Origin of the sequence: Streptomyces sp. CA-251387 (assembly GCF_050936625.1) — a bacterium.
GTDB lineage: Bacteria > Actinomycetota > Actinomycetes > Streptomycetales > Streptomycetaceae > Streptomyces.
In genome coordinates, this window is sequence record NZ_JBNJMJ010000001.1 from 8,160,409 (window position 1) to 8,184,712 (window position 24,304).

The window sequence follows — 24,304 nt, forward strand, 5'->3', positions numbered from 1 at the left end:
CTGTGAGCACCGAAGCGTACGTGTACGACGCGATCCGCACCCCGCGCGGCCGCGGCAAGGCGAACGGCGCCCTGCACGGCACCAAGCCCATCGACCTGGTCGTCGGCCTCATCCACGAGATCCGCGACCGGTTCCCCGGCCTGGACCCGGCCGCCATCGACGACATCGTGCTGGGCGTCGTCGGCCCGGTCGGCGACCAGGGCTCCGACATCGCCCGCATCGCCGCCGTCGCCGCCGGGCTGCCGGACACGGTGGCCGGCGTGCAGGAGAACCGCTTCTGTGCCTCGGGCCTGGAGGCCGTCAACCTGGCCGCCGCCAAGGTGCGCTCCGGCTGGGAGGACCTCGTCCTCGCGGGCGGCGTGGAGTCCATGTCCCGGGTGCCGATGGCCTCGGACGGCGGCGCCTGGTTCAACGACCCGATGACCAACCTGGCCGTCAACTTCGTGCCGCAGGGCATCGGCGCCGACCTGATCGCCACCATCGAGGGCTTCACCCGCCGGGACGTCGACGAGTACGCCGCCCTGTCGCAGGAGCGTGCGGCGACGGCCTGGAAGGAGGGCCGCTTCGACCGCTCGGTCGTCCCCGTCAAGGACCGCAGCGGCCTGGTCGTCCTCGACCACGACGAGCACATGCGCCCGGGCACCACCGCCGACTCCCTGGCCAAGCTGAAGCCGTCCTTCGCGGACATCGGCGACCTGGGCGGTTTCGACGCCGTGGCGCTGCAGAAGTACCACTGGGTCGAGAAGATCGACCACGTCCACCACGCGGGCAACTCCTCCGGCATCGTGGACGGCGCCTCGCTGGTCGCCATCGGCTCGAAGGAGGTCGGCGAGCGCTACGGCCTCACCCCGCGCGCGCGGATCGTCTCCGCCGCCGTCTCCGGCTCCGAGCCCACCATCATGCTCACCGGCCCCGCCCCCGCCACCCGCAAGGCGCTCGCCAAGGCGGGGCTGACCATCGACGACATCGACCTCGTCGAGATCAACGAGGCGTTCGCCGCGGTCGTCCTGCGCTTCGTGAAGGACATGGGCCTGTCCCTGGACAAGGTCAACGTCAACGGCGGCGCGATCGCCCTCGGCCACCCCCTCGGCGCGACCGGCGCGATGATCCTCGGCTCGCTCGTCGACGAACTGGAGCGCCAGGACAAGCGCTACGGCCTCGCCACCCTGTGCGTGGGCGGCGGCATGGGCATCGCGACGATCGTCGAACGCATCTGACCCCGGCGGGACCAAGAGACTTCTACGGAGAACCTGTCATGACACAGAGCACCACCATCCGCTGGGAACAGGACCGCGAAGGCGTCGTCACCCTCGTCCTCGACGACCCCAACCAGTCCGCGAACACCATGAACCAGGCGTTCCGCGACTCCCTCGCCGTGATCACCGACCGCCTGGAGGCCGAGAAGGACACCATCCGCGGTGTCATCATCACCTCCGCCAAGAAAACCTTCTTCGCCGGCGGCGACCTGCGCGACCTGATCCGGGTCACCCCCGAGACCGCGCAGGAGCTGTTCGACGGCGGCATGGCGATCAAGCGCAACCTGCGCCGCATCGAGACCCTCGGCAAGCCGGTCGTCGCCGCGATGAACGGCGCAGCCCTGGGCGGCGGTTACGAGATCGCGCTCGCCTGCCACCACCGCATCGCCCTCGACGCGCCCGGCTCGAAGATCGGCTGCCCCGAGGTCACCCTCGGCCTGCTGCCGGGCGGAGGCGGCGTCGTCCGCACCGTCCGCCTCCTCGGCATCGCCGACGCCCTGCTGAAGGTCCTCCTCCAGGGCACCCAGTACGACCCGCGGCGCGCCCTGCAGAACGGCCTGGTCGACGACGTCGCCACGACCCAGGAGGAACTGCTCGCCAAGGCCCGCGCCTTCATCGAGGCGCACCCCGAGTCGCAGCAGCCCTGGGACAAGCCCGGCTACAGGATCCCAGGCGGCACACCCGCCAACCCCAAGTTCGCGGCGAACCTGCCCGCCTTCCCGGCCACCCTGCGCAAGCAGACGAACGGCGCCCCCTACCCGGCCCCGCGCAACATCCTCGCGGCCGCCGTCGAGGGCGCCCAGGTCGACTTCGAGACCGCGCAGGTCATCGAGGCGCGCTACTTCGTGGAGCTGGCGGCCGGCCAGACCTCCAAGAACATGATCCAGGCCTTCTTCTTCGACCTCCAAGCGGTCAACTCCGGCGCCAACCGCCCGAAGGGCATCGAGCCCCGCCAGGTTCGCAGGGTCGCCGTCCTGGGGGCCGGGATGATGGGCGCGGGCATCGCGTACTCGTGCGCCCGTGCGGGGATCGACGTCGTCCTGAAGGACGTGTCGCTGGAGGCTGCCGTCAAGGGCAAGGGCTACTCCGAGAAGCTGTGCGCCAAGGCGGTCTCCCGGGGCCGTACGACACAGGAGAAGGCGGACGCGCTGCTGGCGCGCATCACGCCGACCGCCGACCCTGCCGACCTCGCGGGCTGCGACGCGGTGATCGAGGCGGTCTTCGAGAACCCCGAGCTCAAGCACAAGGTGTTCCAGGAGATCCAGGACATCGTCGCGCCGGACGCGCTGCTGTGCTCCAACACCTCGACGCTGCCGATCACCGCCCTCGCCGAAGGCGTCGACCGCCAGGCCGACTTCATCGGACTGCACTTCTTCTCGCCCGTCGACAAGATGCCGCTCGTCGAGATCATCAAGGGCGAGCGTACGGGCGAGGAGGCGCTGGCCCGTGCCTTCGACCTGGTCCGGCAGATCAAGAAGACGCCGATCGTCGTGAACGACTCCCGCGGCTTCTTCACCTCCCGTGTCATCGGCCACTTCATCAACGAGGGCGTGGCCATGGTCGGCGAGGGCATCGAGCCCGCGTCGGTGGAACAGGCGGCGGCGCAGGCGGGCTACCCGGCCAAGGTGCTCTCCCTGATGGACGAGCTGACGCTCACGCTGCCGCGCAAGATCCGCAACGAGTCCAAGCGGGCCGTGGAGGAGGCGGGCGGCACCTGGCCGGCCCACCCCGCCGAGGCCCTCATCGACCGCATGGTCGACGAGTTCGGTCGCACCGGTCGCAGCGGGGGAGCGGGGTTCTACGACTACGACGAGGACGGCAAGCGGACGGGCCTGTGGCCGGGCCTGCGCGAGCACTTCACGCGCGCGGGCGCGCAGATCCCCTTCCGGGACATGCAGGAACGCATGCTGTTCTCCGAGGCACTCGACACGGTCAAGCTCCTGGAGGAGGGCGTCCTGACCTCGGTGGCCGACGCCAACATCGGCTCCATCTTCGGCATCGGCTTCCCCGGCTGGACCGGCGGCGTCCTGCAGTACATCAACGGCTACGAGGGCGGCCTCCCCGGCTTCGTGGCACGCGCACGTGAACTCGCCGAGCGCTACGGCGACCGGTTCACACCGCCGGCGCTGCTGGTGGAGAAGGCGGAGAAGGGGGAGCGTTTCGGGGACGGGTGACGCCGGGCGCGGGGGATGGGTTTCGCCCCCGCCGCCCCTACCCGTCCCATCCTGAAGGGGCTCCGCGCCGGAGGGGCTGACTTACCCAGCCCGTCCGGCGTTTGAGGACGAGGCCCCTTCAGGGCCGAAGCGGGGGTCTGGGGGTGGCAGCCCCCAGCGGGGGTCCGGGGCAGCGCCCCGGGATGGGACGGGTAGGGGCGGCGGGGGCGAGAAACCGCCCCGCATGCGCTCCCACGCTCGACGTGTCAGGCGGACCGGCCTTCCTCCGGCACGTCGCCCAGCCACTCCCGCAGGTCCTCGCGCAGCGACCGCTGGAACGTCGTCAACAGGGCCTGCACCACCACGGGCTGCATGTACGCGGAGAGCGACTTCACGTCCTGCGCCGCGCGCTGCGACACCTCACCGCGGAAGAGCTGCGACAACTCGTGCGCGGCGGCGCGCGCATGCTCGATCAGGACGTTGCGCGCGGCGAGGATCGCCTCCTGCGACAGCGGTACGTCCAACAGCCCCACCCCCAGCCGCAGCAACCCCATGTCGACGCGGTACTGGCCGGCACCGGCCTCGATCACCCCCATCGCGGCCAGCCGCTCCACGTCCTCGTCGCCGAGCGCCCGCCCCGCCCGCCGCTCCAGCTCCGCCCGCGTCACCGTCTCGACGGCGTCCGGCGCCCAGGAGGCCACCACGGCCCGGTGGATGGCGAGGTCATGGGCGTCCAGATCCGGCGGCAACTGCTGCAGATACCGCTCGATCGCCGCCAGCGTCATGCCCTGCTGCTGAAGCTCCTCGATGAGCGCCAGCCGGGCCAGATGCTCACGTCCGTAGTGCCCCACCCGGCGCGGACCGATCACCGGAGGCGGCAGCAGCCCCTTGGTGCCGTAGAACCGCACCGTGCGGACCGTCACACCCGCCCGCGCGGCCAGCTCGTCGATCGTGAGGGTCGAGTCCTCGGTGCCGGTCGTCATGTGCAGCAGTATCGCTGTCTCACCAGTGCTGTGACACCTGGGCCGACCAACGGGACCGCCGTGTGAGAAGTAACGCTGTGTGACATGCGCCACCGCGTGAGCCGTGCCCCTTGGGGGAAGGTGGCCCCTTGGTCTGCGCCTTTACCGAGGGCGCAGGCCATACGTACGTCCGGACACCCGAGCGAGACCCGCTCGGGCGCACCAGAGAGTGGTACCTCCCGTGAGCAAGGACGCCGTGAACACGGCCGTGGCCGCACCCCCCACCGACGCGGCCCAGATGCCCGCGGACGCGGGCGACGCCGGTTACAGCAAGGACCTCAAGGCCCGCCACGTCAACATGATCGCCATCGGCGGGGCCATCGGCACCGGCCTCTTCCTCGGCGCCGGCGGCCGCCTCCACAACGCGGGCCCGGCGCTGGCGATCGCCTACCTGGTCTGCGGCATCTTCGCCTTCTTCGTCGTCCGCGCCCTCGGCGAGCTGGTGCTCTACCGCCCCTCGTCCGGCTCCTTCGTGTCGTACGCGCGCGAGTTCCTCGGCGAGAAGGGCGCGTACGTCGCCGGCTGGATGTACTTCCTGAACTGGTCGACGACCGGCATCGCCGACATCACCGCGATCGCGCTCTACACGCACTACTGGAGCATGTTCACCGACATCCCGCAGTGGGTGCTCGCCCTGGCCGCCCTCGCGGTGGTCCTGGCCGTGAACCTGATCTCGGTGAAGATCTTCGGCGAGATGGAGTTCTGGTTCGCGATCATCAAGGTCGCCACGCTCGTCGGCTTCATGTTCGTCGGCATCTTCCTGTTGGCCACCCAGCACAAGGTCGGCGGCCAGACCCCCGGCCTGGACGTGATCACCGACAACGGCGGCGTCTTCCCGCACGGCCTGATGCCGGTCGTCCTGGTCATGCAGGGCGTGATCTTCGCGTACGCCGCCCTGGAGCTGGTCGGCGTCGCCGCGGGCGAGACCGCCGAGCCGGAGAAGGTCGTCCCGCGCGCGGTGAACTCGATCATGTGGCGCGTGGGCCTGTTCTACGTCGGCTCGGTGGTCCTGCTGGCCCTGCTCCTGCCCGGCTCGGTCTACTCGGCCGACCAGAGCCCCTTCGTGACGGTCCTGTCGAAGATCGGCGTCGAGGGTGCGGGCGACGTGATGAACCTGGTGGTGCTCACCGCCGCGATGTCGTCCCTGAACTCCGGCCTGTACTCGACGGGCCGCATCCTGCGCTCGATGGCGATGGCGGGCTCGGCCCCGAAGTTCACGGCCCGTATGAACCGGAGCCAGGTCCCGTACGGCGGCATCCTGCTGACCTGCGCGGTATGTGTGCTGGGTGTCGGCCTGAACTACCTCATGCCCGCCCAGGCCTTCGAGATCGTCCTGAACGTGGCCTCCCTCGGCATCATCTCCACCTGGGTGATCATCATGATCTGCCACCTGATCTTCGTCCGCCGCGCCAAGGCGGGCCTGGTGGACCGGCCCTCCTTCCGCCTCCCCGGCAGCCCGGTCACGGAGATCGTGACGATCGCCTTCCTCCTCTCCGTGCTCGGCCTGATGTGGAACGACCCCGAGGTCGGCCGCAAGACCCTCCTCCTCATCCCGGTGATCGCAGCCATGCTGGTCGGCGGCTGGTACGCGATCCGACGCCGGGTCGCCCGGGCGGAGGACCGGGAGCTGGCCGAGCTCACGAAGTAACCCCGAAAAGGCGGAGGCCGTTGTCAGTGGCGGCCTCTACGGTGGCGTCATGTCGGAGATCACTTACATCCGGGGTGACGCCACCGTTCCGTCGGTGAGGGGCGTCAAGGTGATCGCCCATGTCTGCAACGACATAGGGGGATGGGGAAAGGGCTTCGTCCTGGCCATATCGCGCCGCTGGCCGGAACCGGAGAAGTCCTATCGCGCATGGCACCGAGGGCGCGCCTCGAACGACTTCGGGCTGGGCGCGGTCCAGTTCGTTCAGGTCGAGCCGTACGTATGGGTGGCCAACATGGTCGGGCAGCGGGGCATCCGCACGGGGAGTAAGGGTGTGCCCGTCCGGTACGAGGCGATCGACGCAGCGCTGGAGCGGCTGGGCGACAAGGCAGTCGCGCTCGGGGCGTCGGTGCACATGCCGCAGATAGGGTGCGGGTTGGCCGGCGGCAGGTGGTCCCGGGTCGAGCCTCTGATCAACGAGCGGCTCGTGAGGCGCGGACTTCAGGTGACGGTCTACGACCATGGGGAGGGCGGGAGTTGAGCCGTGACATCGACGTGCTCGTGCTGGGGGGTGCCGGGGTGGACACCATCGTGCACGTGCCGGAGCTGCCGCTTCCGTATGCCGACAGCTACATGATCGGCAGCGGGATCCGCACCCGCGCCGGGCAGACCGGGGATTTCGTGGCCGTCGGCTTGAGCGCGCTGGGCCTGCGCACTCACCACCTCGACATGCTCGGCGACGATCCCGAGGGCGACCTGGTCCGCGCCCTGCACCGGGACCGGGGCATCGCCCTGACCGCAGTGCCGCAGCCGCTCGGCACCAAGCGTGCGGTCAATCTCGTCGGCCCCGACGGACGGCGTCTGTCCCTGTACGACACCAGCCGCTCGCACACCGAGGACCGGCTGCCGGAGCCGACGGTCCGGGCCCTCGCCGAGGCGAGCCGCCACGTCCACGTCTCCATCACCCAGCCGTGCGTCCATGCCCTGCCCGTACTGCGCGAGGCCGGCGTGACGCTCTCTACCGATCTGCACAACTGGGACGGCGAGAACCCGTACCACGAGCCGTTCGCGTACGCGGCGGACGTCGTCTTCCTCTCCACGGCGGCCCTGACCGACCCCGAGCGGACCATGCGCCGCATCGCCGAGCGGGGCCGGGCCCAGGTGGTCGTCGCCACCGCCGGAGCCGAGGGCGTGTACCTGCTGACCGACGGAGAGGTCACGCACGTTCCGGCAGTGGCCCCGCCGGGCCCCGTGGTCGACTCCAACGGCGCCGGCGACGCCTTCGCGGCCGCTTTCCTTTACGGCAGACTGACCGGCGAGCCACCGCACCGATGCGCCCTGTACGGCACGGTGGCCGGCGCCCACGCCTGCACGATCCCGTCGACGGAGACGGACGCGATAGGCCGGGACGAACTTTTCGAGCGTGCGGCCTTCTTCGAGGCCACCTAGGCCGTCAGTGTTCGCGTCCGTGTTCGGGCTTGTGCTCGTGCTCGTGCACGTTGTTCGTCGCCGCGATCTTCTTCCAGGACTTCGGCTGCACCGGATCCGTCGCCGCCTTGGCAAGGGACGCGCTGCGCGCCGCAGGCCCCGCGGGCTTCGACGGCTGGAACAGCCACGTGTCGAAGAGCGCCGCCAGCGGCTTCCCGGACACCTCCTCGGCGTACCGCTGGAAGTCGGCGACGGACGCGTTGCCGTGGGCGTACTTCTGCGGCCAGCCCTTGAGAATCGTGAAGAACGCCTCGTCCCCGATCTCGTTCCGCAGCGCCTGCAGGGTCAGCGCACCCCGGTCGTACACCGCGATGTGGAACTGGTTCTCCGGCCCCGGATCCCCGGGCTTGACCGTCCAGAACGCATCGTCGGCAGGGCGTGAGGCGTAGACATACTCGGCGATCTCCTGCGCCGTCCCTTCGCCCTCGTGCTCCGACCACAGCCACTGCGCGTACCGCGCGAAGCCCTCGTTGATCCAGATGTCCTTCCAGCCCTTGACCGACACGTCGTCGCCGTACCACTGGTGGGCCAGCTCATGGACGACGACGGAGACGTTCGATCCGCTCGCGAACTGGCGGGGACTGTAGAAGGGCCGGGTCTGGGTCTCCAGCGCGTACCCGACGGCCGGTGTGTTGGGCACGTACCCGCCGACCGCGTTGTAGGGGTACGGCCCGAAGTACTCGGTCAGCCAGTCGGTGACCTCCCCGGTCCGCTCGATGCTCGCCCGTGCAGCGCCGGCGTTGTCGCCGAGGTCCTTGCTGTAGGCGTTGATGACCGGAATTCCACTCTCGGACGTCCCGGTGGTGACGTCGAACCTGCCCGCCGCGAACGTGGCGAGATAGGTGGCCTGCGGCTTGTTGGAGCGCCAGTTGTAGCGGGTCCAGCCGGCCCGTGAAGTCGTCGACTGGAGCGTGCCGTTGGAGACGAACTGCGTGCCGTTCGGCACCTGCACCGACACGTCGAAGGTCGCCTTGTCGAGCGGATGGTCATTGCTCGGGAACCACCACCAGGCCCCCTCGGGCTCACCCGCGGCGACCCCACCGTCCGGGGTGCGCAGCCACGCGTTGAAGCCGTACGCCTCCTTCGACGACGGCACACCTCGGTAGCGCACGACCACCGTGACGGCGGTGCCCTTGGCCAGCGGGCTCTTCGGCGTGATCTCCAGCTCGTGCTCGCCCGAGGTCGCGAAGGACGCCTTCACGCCATTGACCCGCACCTCGCTGACATCCAGCAGGAAGTCCAGATTGAAGCGGGACAGGTCCTGCGTGGTCTTCGCCAGCAGGGTCGCCGTCCCCTCCAACTCGTCCGTGGCCGGCTGGTACTTCAGCCGGAGGTCGTAGTGGGAGACGTCGTATCCGCCGTTGCCGTAGGCCGGGTAGTAGGGGTCGCCGATGCCCGGAGCGCCGGCGGAGTTGCTCGCGGCCGATGCCGGGATCGCCAGCATCAGGGTGGCGGCTGCGAGTGCGCCCGGCGCCATGATTCTGCGGTGCACGAAAGCTCCAAGTCGTAGGGGCCCGAAGTCTGTCCGGAGCCTATTCACCACCTGTGCCTCCGATGTGTCCATGACCACCCCTGTCACACGATCGCCATTCGGCCGCCATGAACCGACCCGCCCCGGCGACGTTTTTCGGCCACACGGGATCTCATACGCCATCAGCCGCCCCCTTCTGCACAGGAGTTGATCGATGTACCGTCCGCGCATGCCGAAACGCATGCGCTTCACGATCTGGAGACCGCTCGCGACCGCGGCCGTCGCCGCCCTGATGGCCACGTTCCTCTCACCCGCCACGGCGCACGCCGCCCCGGGGGAGAGCAAACCCGTCTACTCGTACGAGAACGCCATCCGCGAGGCCGTATGGGTGGACACCGGGCTCGATCACGACCGCGACGGGAAGAACGACCGCGTCGCCGTGGACATCGTCCGGCCCCGGGAACCCGCCGGGCAGGGCCGCAAGGTACCCGTCATCATGGACGCCAGCCCCTACTACTCCTGCTGCGGGCGCGGCAACGAGAGCCAGAAGAAGACGTACGACGCGGACGGCGACGTCGTCCAGATGCCGCTGTTCTACGACAACTACTTCGTGCCCCGCGGCTACGCCTTCGTCGGCGTCGACCTCGCCGGCACCAACCGCTCCGACGGCTGCGTGGACGTCGGCGGCCGCTCCGACATCCTCTCCGCGAAGGCCGTCGTCGACTGGCTGAACGGCCGCGCCAAGGCGTACACGACCCGCACCGGCACCACCAAGGCCCGAGCGACGTGGACCAACGGCCGCACCGGCATGATCGGCAAGAGCTGGGACGGCACCATCGCCAACGGCGTCGCGGCCACCGGGGTCGAGGGCCTGAAGACCATCGTCCCCATCAGCGCCATCTCCTCCTGGTACGACTACTACTTCCAGCAGGGCGCCCCGCTGTACGACTCCGGCCCCGACTGGCTGTCCAACTACGTCGACAGCCCCGACGCCCGCGCCAAGTGCGGAGCCGTCCAGCAGATGCTCGTCGACGGCGCCCCGCGCACCGGCGACTGGACGCCGCTGTGGACCGAGCGCGACTACGTCAAGGACGCCCGCAAGGTCAAGGCGAGCGTCTTCCTGATCCACGGCATGCAGGACCTCAACGTCCGTATGAAGCACGTCGGTCAGTGGTGGGACGCGCTGGCGAAGAACGGCGTCGAGCGCAAGATCTGGCTCTCCCAGACCGGCCACGTCGACCCGTTCGACTTCCGCCGCGCCGCATGGGTCGACACCCTGCACCGCTGGTTCGACCACGAACTCCTCGGCTACGACAACGGCATCGACCGCGAGCCGATGGCCGACATCGAGCGCCACCCCGACCAGTGGGTCACCTCCAAGGTCTGGCCCGCGCCCGGCACCGACACCACCACCCTGCGCCCGGCCAAGGGCACCCAGGCGGGCGTCGGCACCCTCGGCCTGAGCAAGGGCAAGGGCATCGAGACCTTCACCGACGACCCGCAGCACAGCGAGACCGACTGGGCCGCCCACATCGACCGGCCCACCCCCGACAAGGCGGGCTTCGTGACCAAGCCGCTCACCCGCGACCTGCGCCTGTCCGGCTCCTCGAAGGTCACCGTCACCGCGACCCCGACCACCTCGACGGCCCATCTGTCCGCCGTCCTGGTGGACCTCGGCCCCGACACCATCCGCGACTACGCGACGAGCGGCGAGGGCATCACCACGCTCACCGACCGCACCTGCTGGGGCGTCAGCACCACCGGCGACAGCGCCTGCTTCAAGGAGACGAAGGCCAAGACCACCGCCGTCGACTACACGGTCGTCAGCCGCGGCTGGGCCGACCTGGGTAATTACGCCTCCGACCTGAAGGGTGTACCGCTCACCCCGGGTAAGCCGTACACGATCACGCTCGACCTGGCCGCCACCGACCATGTCGTCCCGGCCGGTCACCGTCTCGCGCTGATCGTCGCGGGTACGGACAAGGACCTCATCGACCCGCCGGCCGGCACACCCACGCTGACGCTCGACCTGTCCCGTACGAAGGCCCGGGTGCCGCTGGTCGGCGGCGCCACCGCGTTCGCCCGCGCCACCGCCGGCGCTGCGTACGCCACGCCTGAGGCCACCCCCCTCGACGGCGTGACCCGACCGCACGCCCTGACCCGCGTCCCGGAGGGAGGCCAGTGACCCGCGCCCGAGCCCTCACCCTGACCGTGGCGGCCCTCGCCGCATCCCTCGTGGCCGTCCCGGCCCATGCCGCCGACTCCCCGCCCCGCACCGGCTTCGAGCAGTCGAACGGCGCCAGATGGACCGGGCAGTCCGAGGAGCAGGACTTCCTCGCGACCGTCGACCGGGCGAGCGACCGGGTCTCCGTCGCCCGCATCGGTACGACGAAACAGGGCCGCCCGCTCCAGCTCGTCCGGATCGGCACCCGCCCCGCCCCGAACAAGGTGCTCCTCGTCTGCAGCCAGCACGGCGACGAACCCTCCGGCCGCGAGGCCTGCCTGTCCACCATCCGCGACCTGGCCTACGCGAACGACCGGCAGACCCGGCGCTTCCTGGAGCGCACCACCCTGCTGGTCGTGCCCACCGCCAACCCCGACGGCCGCGCCGCCGACACGCGGGGCAACGGCGACGGCGTGGACATCAACCGTGACCACATCGCCCTGCAGACCGCCGAGGGCCGCGCCATGGCCGCGGTCATCCGCGACCAGCGCCCCGACGTGGTCTACGACCTGCACGAGTACGGGGCCACACCCCCGTACTACGACAAGGACCTGTTCGATCTGTGGCCGCGCAACCTCAACACGGATGCACACGTCCACGACGAGGCACAGGCCCTGTCCGAGTCGTACGTACGACCCGCCGCGTCGCACGCCGGTCACTCGACCGGCACGTACGGCATCTGGACCGACCCGGTCACCGGCGAACCGATCCGGCAGGTCGCCGGCGACGGCCAGGAACGCATCCTGCGGAACATGTCCGGCGTCAAGCACTCCGTCGGCCTGCTGATCGAGAGCCGGGTCGATCCGCTCACGGACGCGGAGAAGGCGGACGAGGCCCTGAACAACCGCCGCCGGGTGAACTCCCAACTCGCGGCACTGGCCGGTCTGTTCGACTTCGTCGGCGACCACCGTCGGCAGGTCGAGGCGGCCACGGGCAGGGCCCGGCTGGCCGGCTGGGCCGACACCGGCCCCGTCTACCTCGGCGGCGCCGACAACGACCCGCCCGAACCCGCCGACGTGATCCAGCACCCGCCCTGCGGCTACCGGCTCACCCCCGACCAGTACACCCAGGTGAAGGACGAACTCGCCCTCCACGGAGTGAAGTCGAAGGCGACCTCCACCGGCGCCCTGGTCCCCCTCCGTCAGTCCCTGCGCGCGCTCATCCCGTTGCTGCTGGACGAGCGGGCGCCGTACCACATCACGGTGGGTGAGCCGGTGAATTGCTAGCGGAGCGATGAAGCAGGCGGCGCTGCAGCGCCGATAAGGGGCGCGGGGGTGTATCGCTATGCGGCTCCGCCGCGTGGGCGCGACCAGCCACGACGGTGCCGCACACGACTGGCGGCGTACCGCGGTACTTCGAGCAGGCCCCCGCGCCCCTACAGCTTCGCTTCCCAAGTCGGGACGTTAGCGGAATATGTCATGCCGCGCTCATATCGGCCCCGCTGCGGGAATACTCACAGCATGTCTGCCGAGTACGCGACCTTCGGCCTGGCACCGGCGATGCGTGCCGGTGGCGTCCTCGCCAACGGTGACTACCAGGTGCACCGGGACTTCGTGGACTTCATCGTCGACGGACGCCCGCTGCTGTTCCAGCTCTCCGACCTCGACGCCGTCTCCCCGCTCGCCTCCGACGTCCCGCCCGCCATCTTCACCGCACAGGTCCGCACCCTGCTCCTGGAGGCGGAAGCGCCGCTTCCAGGTGGCCGGTACGTCATCTACGGCTGCCCCGAGTGCGCGGACCTCGCCTGCGGCGCCGTCACCGCCGTCATCGACAAGGACGGCGACGACTACATCTGGCGGGACTTCGCCTGGCAGACCGTCGAACACGCCGACCTCGACCTCAACGGCTACCACGGCATCGGGCCCTTCCGCTTCCGTGGCGCCGAGTACCGCGCGGCGCTCGGCTCCCTGCTCGACGGCGACGCCGAGACGCCGACCGCCCGCCGTCGGGTGCTCCTCATCGGCGCCCGTGTCGCCCTCCTCGCCAAGCTCGCCGCCGCCCTGCGCACCATCGGTATCGGCGCCGACATCACCCATGACGTCGGCGACGTCCCCGCCGACGAACTGCGCGCCTACGGCGCCGTCGCCTTCGGCCGCGCCATCGGCGAGGAGCAGCGCGCCGCCGTACGCCGCGCCTTCGCGGACGCCGGAGCCGACGTGGCGTACGTCGACGGCCTCGCGCCGATCGTGCCGCTGCTCGTCGCGCAGATCGAGCACGCCCTGGACCGCAGCCCGGTCGAACAGCGCCGGCTGACCCGCCTGGTGGCCGCCGACGGCGAGGCGGGCGTCGAGGTCACCTCGTCCTGCCGGGTCCGCCTCACGGCATACCGCCTCGACCGCCTGTACCGCACCCACACCCACGAGGTCTTCGACGGCATCCTGGAACCGGGCCGGCACCGCATCGCGCTGGATGCGAAGGCGGTGAAGGGGGAGTCGTTCGTGGTGGCGCGGACGTCGGGGAGTGTGCTGGTGGAGTCGATGGCGCGGTAGCGCTCCGCTGGGTTCCGCGATTCGCTTCGCGGGGGTGCCGCGATATGCCGTCGCGCGTCTGCGGGTCCGTTGTGGCTGGTCGCGCAGTTCCCCGCGCCCCTTACGGGGCGCCATACCGACCGGCGATCTTGCGCGCCGGAAAGCCGTGACGCGTCCAATCTGGTCCGCCCATTAGGATCGCCCCTTGTGACTGCCACCCTCGTCGCCAAGAATCTCGCCGCCGGTCACGGTGACCGTTCCCTGTTCAGCGGGCTCGATCTCGTCGTCGCGCCCGGAGACGTGATCGGCCTGGTCGGGGCCAATGGCGCGGGCAAGTCCACGTTGCTCAGGCTCCTCGCCGGGCTGGCCGCGCCGGAGGAGGGCGAGGTGCGGCTGTCGCCGCCGACAGCGACCGTAGGGCATCTTCCGCAGGAGCCGGAGCGGCGGCCCGGCGAGACGGTGCGGGAGTTTCTGGCCCGCCGTACCGGCGTCGCCGAGGCCCAGCGGGCGATGGACGAGGCCACACAGGGGCTGGTCGACGGGACGGCGGGCGCGGATGACGCGTACGCGACGACCCTGGACCGCTGGCTGAATCTCGGTGGCGCGGATCTGGACGAGCGGGCCGAGGAGGTGGCCGACTCCCTGGGGCTCGCGGTCGACCTCGACCAGCCGATGACGTCTCTCTCAGGTGGCCAGGCGGCCCGCGCGGGACTGGCCTCGCTGCTGCTGTCCCGCTACGACGTCTTTCTCCTCGACGAGCCGACGAACGACCTCGACCTCGACGGCCTGGAGCGTCTGGAACGCTTCGTCGGCGGCCTGCGCGCCGGTACCGTCGTCGTCAGTCACGACCGCGAGTTCCTCACCCGTACGGTCACCAAGGTCCTCGAACTCGATCTCGCCCAGCGGCAGATCAACCTCTACGGCGGCGGCTACGAGGCCTACCTGGAGGAACGGGAGGTGGCCCGCCGGCACGCCCGGGACGATTACGAGGAGTACGCCGACAAGAAGGCCGCCCTCCAGGACCGGGCGCAGATGCAGCGCTCATGGATGGACAAGGGCGTCAAGAACGCCCGGCGCAAGGCGAGCAACGACAACGACAAGATCGGCCGCAAGTTCCGCAGCGAAGCCAGCGAGAAGCAGGCCGCGAAGGCCCGCCAGACCCAGCGCATGATCGAACGCCTGGACGTGGTCGAGGAGCCGCGCAAGGAGTGGGAACTGCGCATGGAGATCGCGTCGGCACCCCGCTCGGGGGCGGTGGTCGCGACGCTGCGGGACGCCGAGGTACGGCGCGGCGACTTCACCCTCGGCCCGGTGTCCCTGCAGATCGACTGGGCGGACCGCGTGGCGGTGACCGGTGCCAACGGCGCGGGCAAGTCGACGCTGCTGGGCGCCCTGCTGGGCCGCGTCCCGCTGACCGCGGGGCAGGCGACGCTCGGTGCCGGCGTGCTGATCGGCGAGGTCGACCAGGCCCGCAAGCTGTTCCACGGCGAGGAGTCCCTGCTGGACGCCTTCTGCGCCGCCGTCCCGGAGACGGAACCGGTGGAAGTCCGCACTCTCCTGGCCAAGTTCGGCCTGAAGAGGGACCACGTCCTGCGCTCGGCCGCCACCCTCTCCCCGGGCGAACGCACCCGCGCCGCCCTGGCCCTGCTCCAGGGCAAGGGCGTCAACCTCCTGGTGCTGGACGAGCCCACCAACCACCTCGACCTGCCGGCCATCGAGCAACTGGAAACGGCCCTGGACGCCTACGAGGGCACACTGCTCCTGGTCACCCACGACCGGCGCATGCTCGACGCGGTCCACGTCAACCGCCGCCTGGAAGTCGCCGACGGCAAGGTGACGGAACGCTAGGGCGCGTGCGTGAGGGCAGCGCGTGCGTCAGGGCGTGTGCTCAGCGCCTGTGGCGCAGCAGCGCGCAGACGAAGTTCTCCTGCACGGCACGCATCTTCCGCAGCAGCTCGGGCTTCTGGGCCTGGTTGATCTGGGTGGTGGCCGAGAAGGTCAGTGACCGGCGCCCGTCCGGCGTGGCCGCGATCAGCTGCGTGTAGCCGAGGGTGTTGCCGGTGTGCCCCAGCACGACCCCGCACCGGGTCGTGTACCGGAAGATGGCGAGCCCCGCGGCGTTGCGCCCCGGCCCGGCTGGCTCGGACGCCGCCCCGGGGATCCAACGCCGCTGCTCCCGTACGACGTGGCTGCCGTACAGCCAACCCCCGGCGTAGCCGCGGATGAAGCGGGTCATGTCGGCGGGCGTGGAGACGATGCCGCCCGAGGCCCACACGGCGGACATGCTGAGGACCTCGCTGACGTCCTCCGGCGGCTCGGGCGGGCTCACGTCGTAGCCGTGCAGGAAGGGCCTGGGCATCCGGTAGCCCTGCGGCAGGCTGGTGTGGCGCAGGCCCAGCGGCCGGTACACCAGTTCCTGCAGCAGACGCTCGTACCGGACACCGGTCGCCGCTTCCGCCATCAGGGCGACGGCGATGTTGTCGGAGTTGGAGTAGTGGTACCGGGTGCCGGGCCGGAACAGCAGAGGCCGGTCGGCGACGAAGTCGAGCAGCCGACGGGAGTCGAAGCGCTGCCGGGGGTTGGCGCTGAGGGTCTGCACGAACTCCGGGGCCTGCGAGAAGTCGGGGAGACCGCTGGTGTGGTTGAGCAGCTGGCGCAGTGTCACGGCGCCCCAGGCTCTCGGCAGACGCGGGAGCCGCTTGCGCAAGGTGTCGTCGAGACGCAGGCGGTGGCGGTCGACGAGGGACAGCGCCACCGCGCCGCTGAACGCCTTGGCCGTACTCGCGATGCGCATGTGGTCGCCGGCCTCAGGTCTGCGGCCCGTGGCCAGGTTCGCGACGCCGGCCCGCACGACCCGGCTGCCCCTGCCGTCGCTGAGGACGGCGATGACACCGGGCGGGCCGCCCGGCGTGCGGACCAGGTCGACGAGCTGGCGCTGGAGCGCGGCGTGGTTGTGCGGTCCCGGCGGTCCGGGTGGTGCGGCGGCGCCCGCGGTGGCCGGGGCGAGCAGGGTCAGGCAGGTCGCGATGAGGGAGGCCGCTCCCAGGCGGGGTCCGAGTGGGGAACGGCGGCGGGGCGGGGTCGAGATCGGCATCGGCTCTCCCTGAGCGACGGCGGACAGAAGGGCGGTGCGTCCAGCCTGTCCCGCCCGTATCCGGACAGCCGCTCGTGCTACTGCACATGGCCCAACGGGCCGCGCCCTCCGGACCGGCCGCCGAGCCGGGTGGCCAGCCCCGGGTAGTCGACGACGAGGCCGTCGTCGTCGAACTCGATGTCGCTGCGGAAGTCGCCGGAGGCGAAGCGGATCCGGCCCCGCCCCAGATGCGTATACGTCTGCTGCGACGGCAGCACGGTCAGATCCGGCACCGACACCCACGCCATCACGAACTCCCGTTCCCCGGGCGCCAGATGGAGCCCGTGCCGCAGCACCGGCATCGTGTTGGTGAGCGGGCACAGGCCGAGGTCGCAGTCGAGGGCGCCGTCGACGTCGGGCAGACGCTCACCGTTCGCCGTCCACCGGCCCGCCCCGTCGTGCCGCAGATCCACTGTGCGCACGCCGTCCGTGGACTCGGCGGTGACCTGCAGCCGGCGCGTCACGAAACCGTCGGCCGTGTCGAGTTCGTACGAGATCCAGTACGGCTCCGGCGTCGTCCCGACCGCTCGGCCACGCGCCCGCAGGGCATCGCCGCCGAGTTCGATCCAGGCGGTCTCGATGCCCTGGCTCTCCGACACTTCCCAGGTGCTGACACGCGAGGTCGACATGTCGTCACCCTACGAGCGCCGAGGCCCGGACCCTCCGTGTCGTACCGGAGAGTCCGGGCCCGCGTGTCGTGTCGGCGCCTGCCGTGCGCGTCCGCTCAGCGCCTGCCCTGCTTCGGGTCCACCAGACCCGCGCGGCGCAGTGCGTCGGCCATCGCGCTGTTGGCCGGAGGCGGCGCCTGACGCGAGCCGCCACCGCCACCGCCGCCGCGCCCCTGCCGCTGCTGCGGGGGCCGCCCGCCTCGCTGCCGGCGCTCGCCGCCGCCACCGCCCTGCTGACCCTGTGGAGCGGCCTCGTCGTCGAGCCGCAGCGTGAGGGAGATCCGCTTGCGCGGAATGTCGACGTCGAGGACCTTCACCTTGACGATGTCACCGGGCTTGACCACGTCCCGCGGGTCCTTGACGAACGTCTTCGACATCGCGGAGACGTGCACCAGACCGTCCTGGTGGACACCGATGTCCACAAACGCCCCGAACGCCGCCACGTTCGTCACGACGCCCTCGAGGATCATCCCGGACGCCAGGTCGGAGAGCTTCTCGACGCCCTCCTTGAAGGTGGCCGTCTTGAAGGCCGGACGCGGGTCGCGGCCGGGCTTCTCCAGCTCCTTGAGGATGTCGGTCACCGTCGGCAGACCGAACGTCTCGTCGACGAAGTCCTGCGGCTTCAGCGACCGCAGCACGCCGGTGTTGCCGATGAGGGCGGCCACCTCCTGGCCCGACGTCTTCACCATGCGCCGGACGACGGGATACGCCTCCGGGTGCACGCTGGAGGCGTCCAGCGGGTCGTCGCCGCCGCGAATGCGCAGGAAGCCCGCGCACTGCTCGTACGCCTTCGGGCCGAGCCGCGCCACGTTCTTCAGCTGCGAGCGGGAGCTGAACGGACCGTTGGCGTCCCGGTGGGCCACGATGTTCTCGGCGAGCCCGGAGGTGATGCCGGAGACGCGCGCGAGCAGGGGCGCGGAGGCGGTGTTGACGTCGACGCCGACGCCGTTCACACAGTCCTCCACCACCGCGTCCAGCGAGCGCGACAGCTTCACCTCTGACAGGTCGTGCTGGTACTGGCCGACACCGATCGACTTCGGGTCGATCTTCACCAGCTCGGCCAGCGGGTCCTGGAGCCGGCGCGCGATGGACACCGCGCCGCGCAGCGAGACGTCCATGTCCGGCAGTTCCTGCGAGGCGAACGCCGAGGCCGAGTACACCGAGGCGCCCGCCTCGGAGACCATCACCTTGGTGAGCTTCAACTCGGGGTGCTTGGTGATCAGTTCACCGGCGAGCTTGTCGGTCTCGCGGGACGCCGTGCCGTTGCCGATCGCGACCAGCTCGACCGCGTGCTCCTTCGCCAGCCGCGCCAGCTTGGCGATGGCCTCGTCCCACTTGTTGGCCGGGACGTGCGGGTAGATCACGTCGGTGGCCACCACCTTGCCGGTCGCGTCGACGACGGCGACCTTCACGCCCGTACGGAAGCCCGGGTCCAGGCCCAGCGTCGCGCGCGTGCCGGCCGGTGCGGCCAACAGCAGGTCGCGGAGGTTGGCCGCGAAGACGCCCACGGCCTCGTCCTCGGCGGCCGTGCGCAGACGCAGGCGCAGGTCGATGCCGAGGTGGACCAGGATCCGTGTCCGCCAGGCCCAGCGGACCGTGTCCGTCAGCCACTTGTCGGCGGGGCGGCCGCGGTCGGCGATCCCGAACTTGGCGGCGACGATGCCCTCGTAGGACGAGGGTCCGTCGGTGGGCTCCTCCGGCTCCAGAACCAGATCGAGAACCTCTTCCTTCTCGCCGCGGAGCATGGCGAGGATCCGGTGCGAGGGCAGCTCCGTGAACGGCTCGGCGAAGTCGAAGTAGTCGGCGAACTTCGCGCCCGCCTCCTCCTTGCCCTCCCGCACCTTGGCGGCCAGCCGCCCGCGCACCCACATGCGCTCGCGCAGCTCGCCGATCAGGTCGGCGTCCTCCGAGAAGCGCTCGGTGAGGATCGCCCGGGCGCCGTCGAGGGCCGCCTGCGGATCGGCGACACCCTTGTCGGCGTCGACGAACGCGGCCGCAGCGGCCAGCGGCTCGACGGTCGGGTCACCGAGCAGCCCGTCGGCGAGCGGCTCGAGCCCGGCCTCCCGCGCGATCTGCGCCTTGGTGCGCCGCTTCGGCTTGTACGGCAGGTAGATGTCCTCGAGCCGCGCCTTGGTCTCGGCGCCACGGATCTGCGCCTCCAGCTCCTCGGTCAGCTTGCCCTGCTCACGCACCGAGTCGAGGATCGCCGTCCGCCGCTCCTCCAGCTCCCGCAGATAGCGCAGCCGCTCCTCGATCGTGCGCAGCTGCGCGTCGTCGAGCATCTCGGTCGCTTCCTTGCGGTAGCGGGCGATGAAAGGCACCGTCGAACCGCCGTCGAGCAGCTCCACGGCAGCCTTCACCTGCCGCTCCCGTACGCCGAGCTCCGCGGCGATCCTGCCTTCGATGGACCCTACGAGGGGTGTCGTCACGATCCCGTCCCGCTTTCTCACTGAGGTTGCGCGGCAATTGTGGCAGGTGGCACCGACAACCGGGGATCAGGGCGGCAACCCGGCCGGGTCGCGGGGGACGGAATCAGGCCCGGCGGCTGCGTGTGCTCCCCGAGGCACCCCCGAAGAGCCGGGCGAGAGCCCGGAACGGCAACGTCACGACGGTGGCGATGGCGCCGCCGATCTGCCGCAGTACGTCTGCGATTGCACGGAACACGTGGTTCCCCTTTCCTCTGTTGGCTGCTGTGGACGTTGAGGTCCGAGTACCGCGGCTCGGGGAGGGCATGCCCGGGCACCTCCGGCGGTTGGGCGGGGGATGCCTGCGGCGGTCTGTGCGGCCTCATCCACGCCCGTCGCCCGGCCACCGACAGGCGTCACCGACCGGTTGGTACGTCTTCCTCGGGTGGCCGCCGCATGGCAGGAAAGGTGGGGAGTTCGTCATTGCCGCCCTTCGTCAAGGCCCGAAGAATCGGTGGCATGGCCCAGCGAACCGTTCTCTTCGTACTCTTCGACGACGTGCAGAGCCTCGATGTCACCGGGCCGTTGGAGGTCTTCGTGGGCGCCGAGCAGCACAGTCCGGGCACCTACCGCATCCGTACGGCCTCTCTCGACGGCGGTCCCGTACGTACGTCCGGCGGCCTGACCGTCGTACCGGATCAGGCCCTCGCCGACGCCCCCGAGCCGCACACCCTCGTCGTCCCCGGCGGTCAGGGCACGCGCCGCCCCCACCCCGGCCTGACCGACTGGCTGCGCGCGCACGGCCCCCGTGCCGAGCGCCTGGTCTCCGTCTGTACCGGCGCCATCCTGCTCGCCGCGGCGGGCCTGCTCGACGGCCGCCGTGCCACGACCCACTGGGCCTACTGCGACAAGCTCGCCCGCGACCACCCGGCCGTCGAGGTCGACCCGGACCCCATCTACGTACGTGACGGGCACGTCGCCACCTCCGCCGGGGTCACCTCGGGCATCGACCTCGCCCTCGCTCTGGTCGAGGAGGACCTGGGCCGGGACGTGGCCCTCGCGATAGCCCGCCACCTGGTCGTCTTCCTGCGCCGGCCCGGAAACCAGGCCCAGTTCAGCGCCCAGCTCGCCGCCCAGACCGCCCAGCGCGAGCCCCTCAGGGAAGTCCAGCGCTGGATCACCGAACACCCCGGCGCCGACCTGACGGTCGAGGCGCTCGCCGCCCGCGCGAGCCTCTCCCCGCGCCACTTCGCCCGCGCCTTCCAGACCGAGACCGGTATGACACCCGGCCGATACGTCGACCGGGTCCGCCTCGAACACGCGCGCCGCCTCCTGGAGGACACGGGCGACGGCATCGAGGAGATCTCCCGCGCCAGCGGCTACGGCACCCCGGAGGCGATGCGCCGCGCCTTCGTCAGAACCCTCGGCGCGGCCCCGGCCGAGTACCGGCGCCGGTTCCGCCCGGCACCCGCCGCCCACTGAACACCGCAACGGAATCACCCATAACCGATCCAAGGGGGAACCATGCAGTTCGCGATCGTCCTCTACGACCGCTTCACCGCCCTTGACGCCGTCGGACCGTACGAGACCCTCGGCCGGCTGCCGGACTCCGAGGTCGTCTTCGTCGCCGAGGAGGCCGGCCCCGTCCGCGCCGACAGCGGGAACCTCTCGCTGATCGCCGACAGGACCCTGGCCGAGGTGCCGAGCCCCGAGGTCCTGGTCGTCCCGGGTGGCCCCGGACAGACCCCGCAGATGGAGAACAAGATCCTCCTCGACTGGATCCGCGCCGCCGACGCCACCAGTACCTGGACGACGTCCGTGTGCACGGGCTCCCTGCTGCTGGCCGCCGCGGGGCTCCTCGAAGGGCGCCGCGCGACCTCGCACTGGCTCGCCCTCGACGAGCTGAGGAAGTTCGGTGCCGAGCCGACGGGGGAGCGGGTGGTGACCGACGGCAAATACGTCACCGCGGCCGGCGTCTCCTCCGGCATCGACATGGGGCTCGCGCTGCTCGGCCGGATCGCGGGCGACTTCGTCGCCCAGGCCGTACAGCTGGGGATCGAGTACGACCCGCAGCCGCCCTACGACGCCGGAGCCCCGCAGAAGGCGCCCGCCGACGTCGTCGAGCTGATCCGGTCCATGAGCCGGTTCATCCTCGGCCAGGAACCGACCACGTGAACCGCGGCTGACGGCGCTCCAGGAACGCGGCGACCCCCTCCGCGGTGTCGCCGCTGCCGCGCGCCTGCCCGCTCCAGTACGCGTCCCGGTCCGTGCGCCCGTTCGCGAACTCCTTCGCCGCGGCCTGCGTCAGCTGCGAACGGGACACCAGGATCCGGGTGAACTCCACCACCCGCTTGCCGAGTTCGCCCTCCGGCAGCACCTCGTCCACCAGTCCGGTACGCAGTGCCCGCTCCGAGTCGATCAACTCGCCGGAGTACAGCAGGTACTTGGTGGTGGCCGGCCCCACCAGTGACACCAACCGCCGGGTGGAGGAGGCCGGATACACGATCCCGAGCTTCGCCGGCGTCACCCCGAACAGCGACCCCTCCTCGGCGAACCGCAGATCACACGCCGCCGCCAGCTGCGACCCGCCGCCCACACAGTGCCCCCGGACCGCCGCCAGCGTCGGCTTCGGGAAGGCGGCCAGCGCCTCCTCGGCCGCCACGGCCAGATCCTGTGCCTCCTGGGGCGACCCCTGGAGCGTGGAGATGTCGGCGCCCGCGCAGAACGTGCCGCCCTCACCGGTCAGCACCAGCGCGCGTACGGCCGGATCGGTGGCCAGCGTGTCGAGCAGGGGCGGCAGCGCCCGCCACATCGCGGCCGTCATCGCGTTGCGCTTGGCCGGATGGTGGATGACGACGGTGGCGACCGAGTCGGCGACGCTGTGCAGTAGCTGGGGCTCCATGCGCCGGATGCTATCCGCCCACGTCGAACCGCCCATCACGGAGTGCCGCCGGGCGCCGGCGGCAGGGCGGGAGACGCCTGCCAAACCCGTACAAGCCGAATAGTTCGCCAAGTCGGCACGAGTGGGACAGGAGTGGTCCCACATCTGACGGTGTCATACGCCAACGATCAGAAACGCTCGATACCTGCTGACTTGTGTTCAGTTCTACGGCCCGGACCTGCGCGTTACCAACACTCGACGTGTGGTGACAATCGAGCGCGAGGGTGGCGACCGGACGATGGAGAACCACGGGCGCGGGTCCGGCCCGCGCCCAGCAGGCGGCGCGGACGAGCCCCTCGGTCAGCAGCCGCCGAATCCCCTGCCGTACGAGGGCGTGTGGCGGTTCACCGCTCCCGCCGTCGAAGCCTCGGTCCCGCAGGCCCGGCACGCCGTACGGGATCTGCTGTACCGCCAGGGCGTGCCGGCCCCCGACGACCTGGTCCAGGGAGTGTTGCTGATCGTTTCGGAGCTGGTCACGAACGCCGTCCGGCACGCGGCGCTGCTGTCGCCGATGCTCGCCGTGGAGGTCGCCGTCGGTGCCGAGTGGCTACGGGTGTCCGTGGAGGACAACCATCCGTACCGTCCGACGGCCCTGGAGGCGGACCACGGTCAGACCGGCGGCCGCGGTCTGCTCCTTGTGCGTGAGGTCACACGGGAGGCGGGCGGCGTGTGCGACGTCGAACACACGGCGAGCGGCGGCAAGGTGATCTGGGCCGCCGTCCCCCTCAAACCCGTGCACGTGGCTTAGGGCCTGTCCGAGGTCGCGTCACCAGCCGGCCGACGGGCCCGTCAGTTCCCTGATCGCGGGGCGGGCGGCGTCGAGCACGGTCATGAACCAGGAGGAGAAGGTGTCCTTCGCGTGGCGCTCCGCCAGCTCGGCGGCCGTCACGAACGCCGTCGCGCCGACCTCCTCCGGGTCCGGCCGCAGCGGGGACTGGACCAGGCCGACGAAGAGGTGGTTGTACTCCTGCTCCACCAGGCCCGACTCCGGGTCCGGGTGGTTGTAGCGGACGGTGCCCGCCTCGGCGAGCAGCGACGGGGAGACACCGAGCTCCTCGTGCGTGCGCCGGGCGGCGGCCGCGAAGGGCGCCTCGCCGGGGTAGGGGTGACCGCAGCAGGTGTTGGACCACACGCCGGGGGAGTGGTACTTGCCGAGCGCCCGCTGCTGGAGCAGCAGCCGGCCGTGCTCGTCGAAGAGGAACACGGAGAAGGCGCGGTGCAGCTGCCCCGGCGGCTGGTGGGCGGCGAGCTTCTCCGCGGTGCCGATCGTCACACCGTTCTCGTCGACCAGTTCCAGCAAAATCGCGTCTGCGGCGCCGTTCGACGGACTGTGCGTCGCGGTGGCAGGTGTGATCGGCATACCCATCCTTCACATCGGTCTTCGCGCCCCAAGTGTGCCGTACGAATCCGGCACTCCCGGCAGTTGATCG

Annotated in this window: 20 protein-coding genes; 12 read left to right on the top strand and 8 right to left on the bottom strand. The window is 70.8% G+C overall.

Annotation, left to right across the window (positions count from 1 at the left end; genetic code table 11):
- Window positions 1–2 precede the first annotated feature (2 nt).
- Both ACQEV2_RS36215 and ACQEV2_RS36220 read left to right on the top strand, forming a co-directional pair.
- On the top strand, window positions 3–1,217 hold the full coding sequence (locus ACQEV2_RS36215) for an acetyl-CoA C-acetyltransferase (RefSeq protein WP_433051438.1): 1,215 nt from the start codon (window positions 3–5) through the stop codon (window positions 1,215–1,217).
- Window positions 1,218–1,255: 38 nt separating this feature from the next.
- Entirely contained in the window at window positions 1,256–3,430 is a 2,175-nt protein-coding gene (locus ACQEV2_RS36220) for a 3-hydroxyacyl-CoA dehydrogenase NAD-binding domain-containing protein (RefSeq protein WP_433051441.1), read from the top strand.
- A 245-nt stretch (window positions 3,431–3,675) separates the two neighbouring features.
- Here the strand turns inward: ACQEV2_RS36220 and ACQEV2_RS36225 are convergent, their stop codons facing one another.
- Entirely contained in the window at window positions 3,676–4,392 is a 717-nt protein-coding gene (locus tag ACQEV2_RS36225; RefSeq protein ID WP_433051444.1) for a MerR family transcriptional regulator, read from the bottom strand.
- A 220-nt stretch (window positions 4,393–4,612) separates the two neighbouring features.
- Between ACQEV2_RS36225 and ACQEV2_RS36230 the strand changes: the two genes are divergently transcribed.
- From ACQEV2_RS36230 to ACQEV2_RS36240, 3 genes are read left to right on the top strand one after another with little or no spacing between them, the layout of a single operon-like run.
- A complete protein-coding gene (locus ACQEV2_RS36230; RefSeq protein ID WP_433051447.1) occupies window positions 4,613–6,079 on the top strand; it encodes an amino acid permease in 1,467 nt (488 codons plus the stop codon).
- Between the two features lie 49 nt (window positions 6,080–6,128).
- Window positions 6,129–6,617 (top strand): macro domain-containing protein, encoded by a 489-nt coding sequence (locus tag ACQEV2_RS36235; RefSeq protein ID WP_433051450.1) that lies wholly within the window; start codon window positions 6,129–6,131, stop codon window positions 6,615–6,617.
- A complete protein-coding gene (locus tag ACQEV2_RS36240) occupies window positions 6,614–7,525 on the top strand; it encodes an adenosine kinase (protein WP_433051453.1) in 912 nt (303 codons plus the stop codon). The genes ACQEV2_RS36235 and ACQEV2_RS36240 overlap by 4 nt, the downstream gene beginning before the upstream one ends.
- 4 nt (window positions 7,526–7,529) lie before the next feature.
- Here the strand turns inward: ACQEV2_RS36240 and ACQEV2_RS36245 are convergent, their stop codons facing one another.
- Window positions 7,530–9,056, bottom strand: coding sequence for a M1 family metallopeptidase (locus ACQEV2_RS36245; RefSeq protein WP_433051456.1), 1,527 nt, complete (start codon window positions 9,054–9,056; stop codon window positions 7,530–7,532).
- Window positions 9,057–9,264: 208 nt separating this feature from the next.
- Between ACQEV2_RS36245 and ACQEV2_RS36250 the strand changes: the two genes are divergently transcribed.
- From ACQEV2_RS36250 to ACQEV2_RS36265, 4 genes are all read left to right on the top strand, one after another.
- On the top strand, window positions 9,265–11,220 hold the full coding sequence (locus tag ACQEV2_RS36250; protein ID WP_433051459.1) for a Xaa-Pro dipeptidyl-peptidase: 1,956 nt from the start codon (window positions 9,265–9,267) through the stop codon (window positions 11,218–11,220).
- The gene (locus ACQEV2_RS36255; protein ID WP_433051462.1) at window positions 11,217–12,485 is read left to right on the top strand and encodes a M14 family metallopeptidase; all 1,269 of its coding nucleotides are present in this window, start codon (window positions 11,217–11,219) and stop codon (window positions 12,483–12,485) included. Before ACQEV2_RS36250 ends, ACQEV2_RS36255 begins: the two co-directional genes overlap by 4 nt.
- A gap of 234 nt (window positions 12,486–12,719) precedes the next feature.
- Entirely contained in the window at window positions 12,720–13,748 is a 1,029-nt protein-coding gene (locus ACQEV2_RS36260; protein ID WP_433051465.1) for an oxidoreductase, read from the top strand.
- Between the two features lie 186 nt (window positions 13,749–13,934).
- The gene (locus ACQEV2_RS36265; protein ID WP_433051468.1) at window positions 13,935–15,575 is read left to right on the top strand and encodes an ABC-F family ATP-binding cassette domain-containing protein; all 1,641 of its coding nucleotides are present in this window, start codon (window positions 13,935–13,937) and stop codon (window positions 15,573–15,575) included.
- Between the two features lie 40 nt (window positions 15,576–15,615).
- Here ACQEV2_RS36265 and ACQEV2_RS36270 read toward each other — a convergent pair whose 3' ends face one another.
- From ACQEV2_RS36270 to ACQEV2_RS36285, 4 genes are all read right to left on the bottom strand, one after another.
- Entirely contained in the window at window positions 15,616–16,821 is a 1,206-nt protein-coding gene (locus ACQEV2_RS36270) for a serine hydrolase domain-containing protein (RefSeq protein ID WP_433051471.1), read from the bottom strand.
- A gap of 77 nt (window positions 16,822–16,898) precedes the next feature.
- Window positions 16,899–17,489 carry a putative glycolipid-binding domain-containing protein gene (locus ACQEV2_RS36275; RefSeq protein ID WP_433051474.1) on the bottom strand — a complete coding sequence of 197 codons (591 nt, stop codon included), beginning with the start codon at window positions 17,487–17,489 and terminating at the stop codon, window positions 16,899–16,901.
- 95 nt (window positions 17,490–17,584) lie between these two features.
- Window positions 17,585–19,957, bottom strand: a complete 2,373-nt coding sequence (locus tag ACQEV2_RS36280; RefSeq protein ID WP_433051477.1) for a Tex family protein — start codon at window positions 19,955–19,957, stop codon at window positions 17,585–17,587.
- 103 nt (window positions 19,958–20,060) lie between these two features.
- Complete coding sequence (locus ACQEV2_RS36285; RefSeq protein ID WP_252100555.1) at window positions 20,061–20,192, bottom strand: LPFR motif small protein; 132 nt, start codon at window positions 20,190–20,192, stop codon at window positions 20,061–20,063.
- Between the two features lie 260 nt (window positions 20,193–20,452).
- On the opposite strand from ACQEV2_RS36285, the gene ACQEV2_RS36290 reads away from it, so the two are divergent.
- Both ACQEV2_RS36290 and ACQEV2_RS36295 read left to right on the top strand, forming a co-directional pair.
- The gene (locus tag ACQEV2_RS36290) at window positions 20,453–21,415 is read left to right on the top strand and encodes a GlxA family transcriptional regulator (protein WP_433051481.1); all 963 of its coding nucleotides are present in this window, start codon (window positions 20,453–20,455) and stop codon (window positions 21,413–21,415) included.
- 42 nt (window positions 21,416–21,457) lie between these two features.
- Complete coding sequence (locus ACQEV2_RS36295) at window positions 21,458–22,108, top strand: DJ-1/PfpI family protein (protein ID WP_433051484.1); 651 nt, start codon at window positions 21,458–21,460, stop codon at window positions 22,106–22,108.
- Here ACQEV2_RS36295 and ACQEV2_RS36300 read toward each other — a convergent pair.
- The gene (locus tag ACQEV2_RS36300; protein WP_433051487.1) at window positions 22,080–22,835 is read right to left on the bottom strand and encodes an enoyl-CoA hydratase/isomerase family protein; all 756 of its coding nucleotides are present in this window, start codon (window positions 22,833–22,835) and stop codon (window positions 22,080–22,082) included. The two genes, ACQEV2_RS36295 and ACQEV2_RS36300, sit on opposite strands and share 29 nt — an antisense overlap.
- A gap of 277 nt (window positions 22,836–23,112) precedes the next feature.
- Here ACQEV2_RS36300 and ACQEV2_RS36305 point away from each other — a divergent pair, with 277 nt between their 5' ends.
- Complete coding sequence (locus tag ACQEV2_RS36305; protein WP_433055055.1) at window positions 23,113–23,622, top strand: ATP-binding protein; 510 nt, start codon at window positions 23,113–23,115, stop codon at window positions 23,620–23,622.
- An 18-nt stretch (window positions 23,623–23,640) separates the two neighbouring features.
- Here the strand turns inward: ACQEV2_RS36305 and idi are convergent, their stop codons facing one another.
- The gene (gene idi / locus ACQEV2_RS36310; RefSeq protein WP_433051490.1) at window positions 23,641–24,234 is read right to left on the bottom strand and encodes an isopentenyl-diphosphate Delta-isomerase; all 594 of its coding nucleotides are present in this window, start codon (window positions 24,232–24,234) and stop codon (window positions 23,641–23,643) included.
- Window positions 24,235–24,304 lie beyond the last annotated feature (70 nt).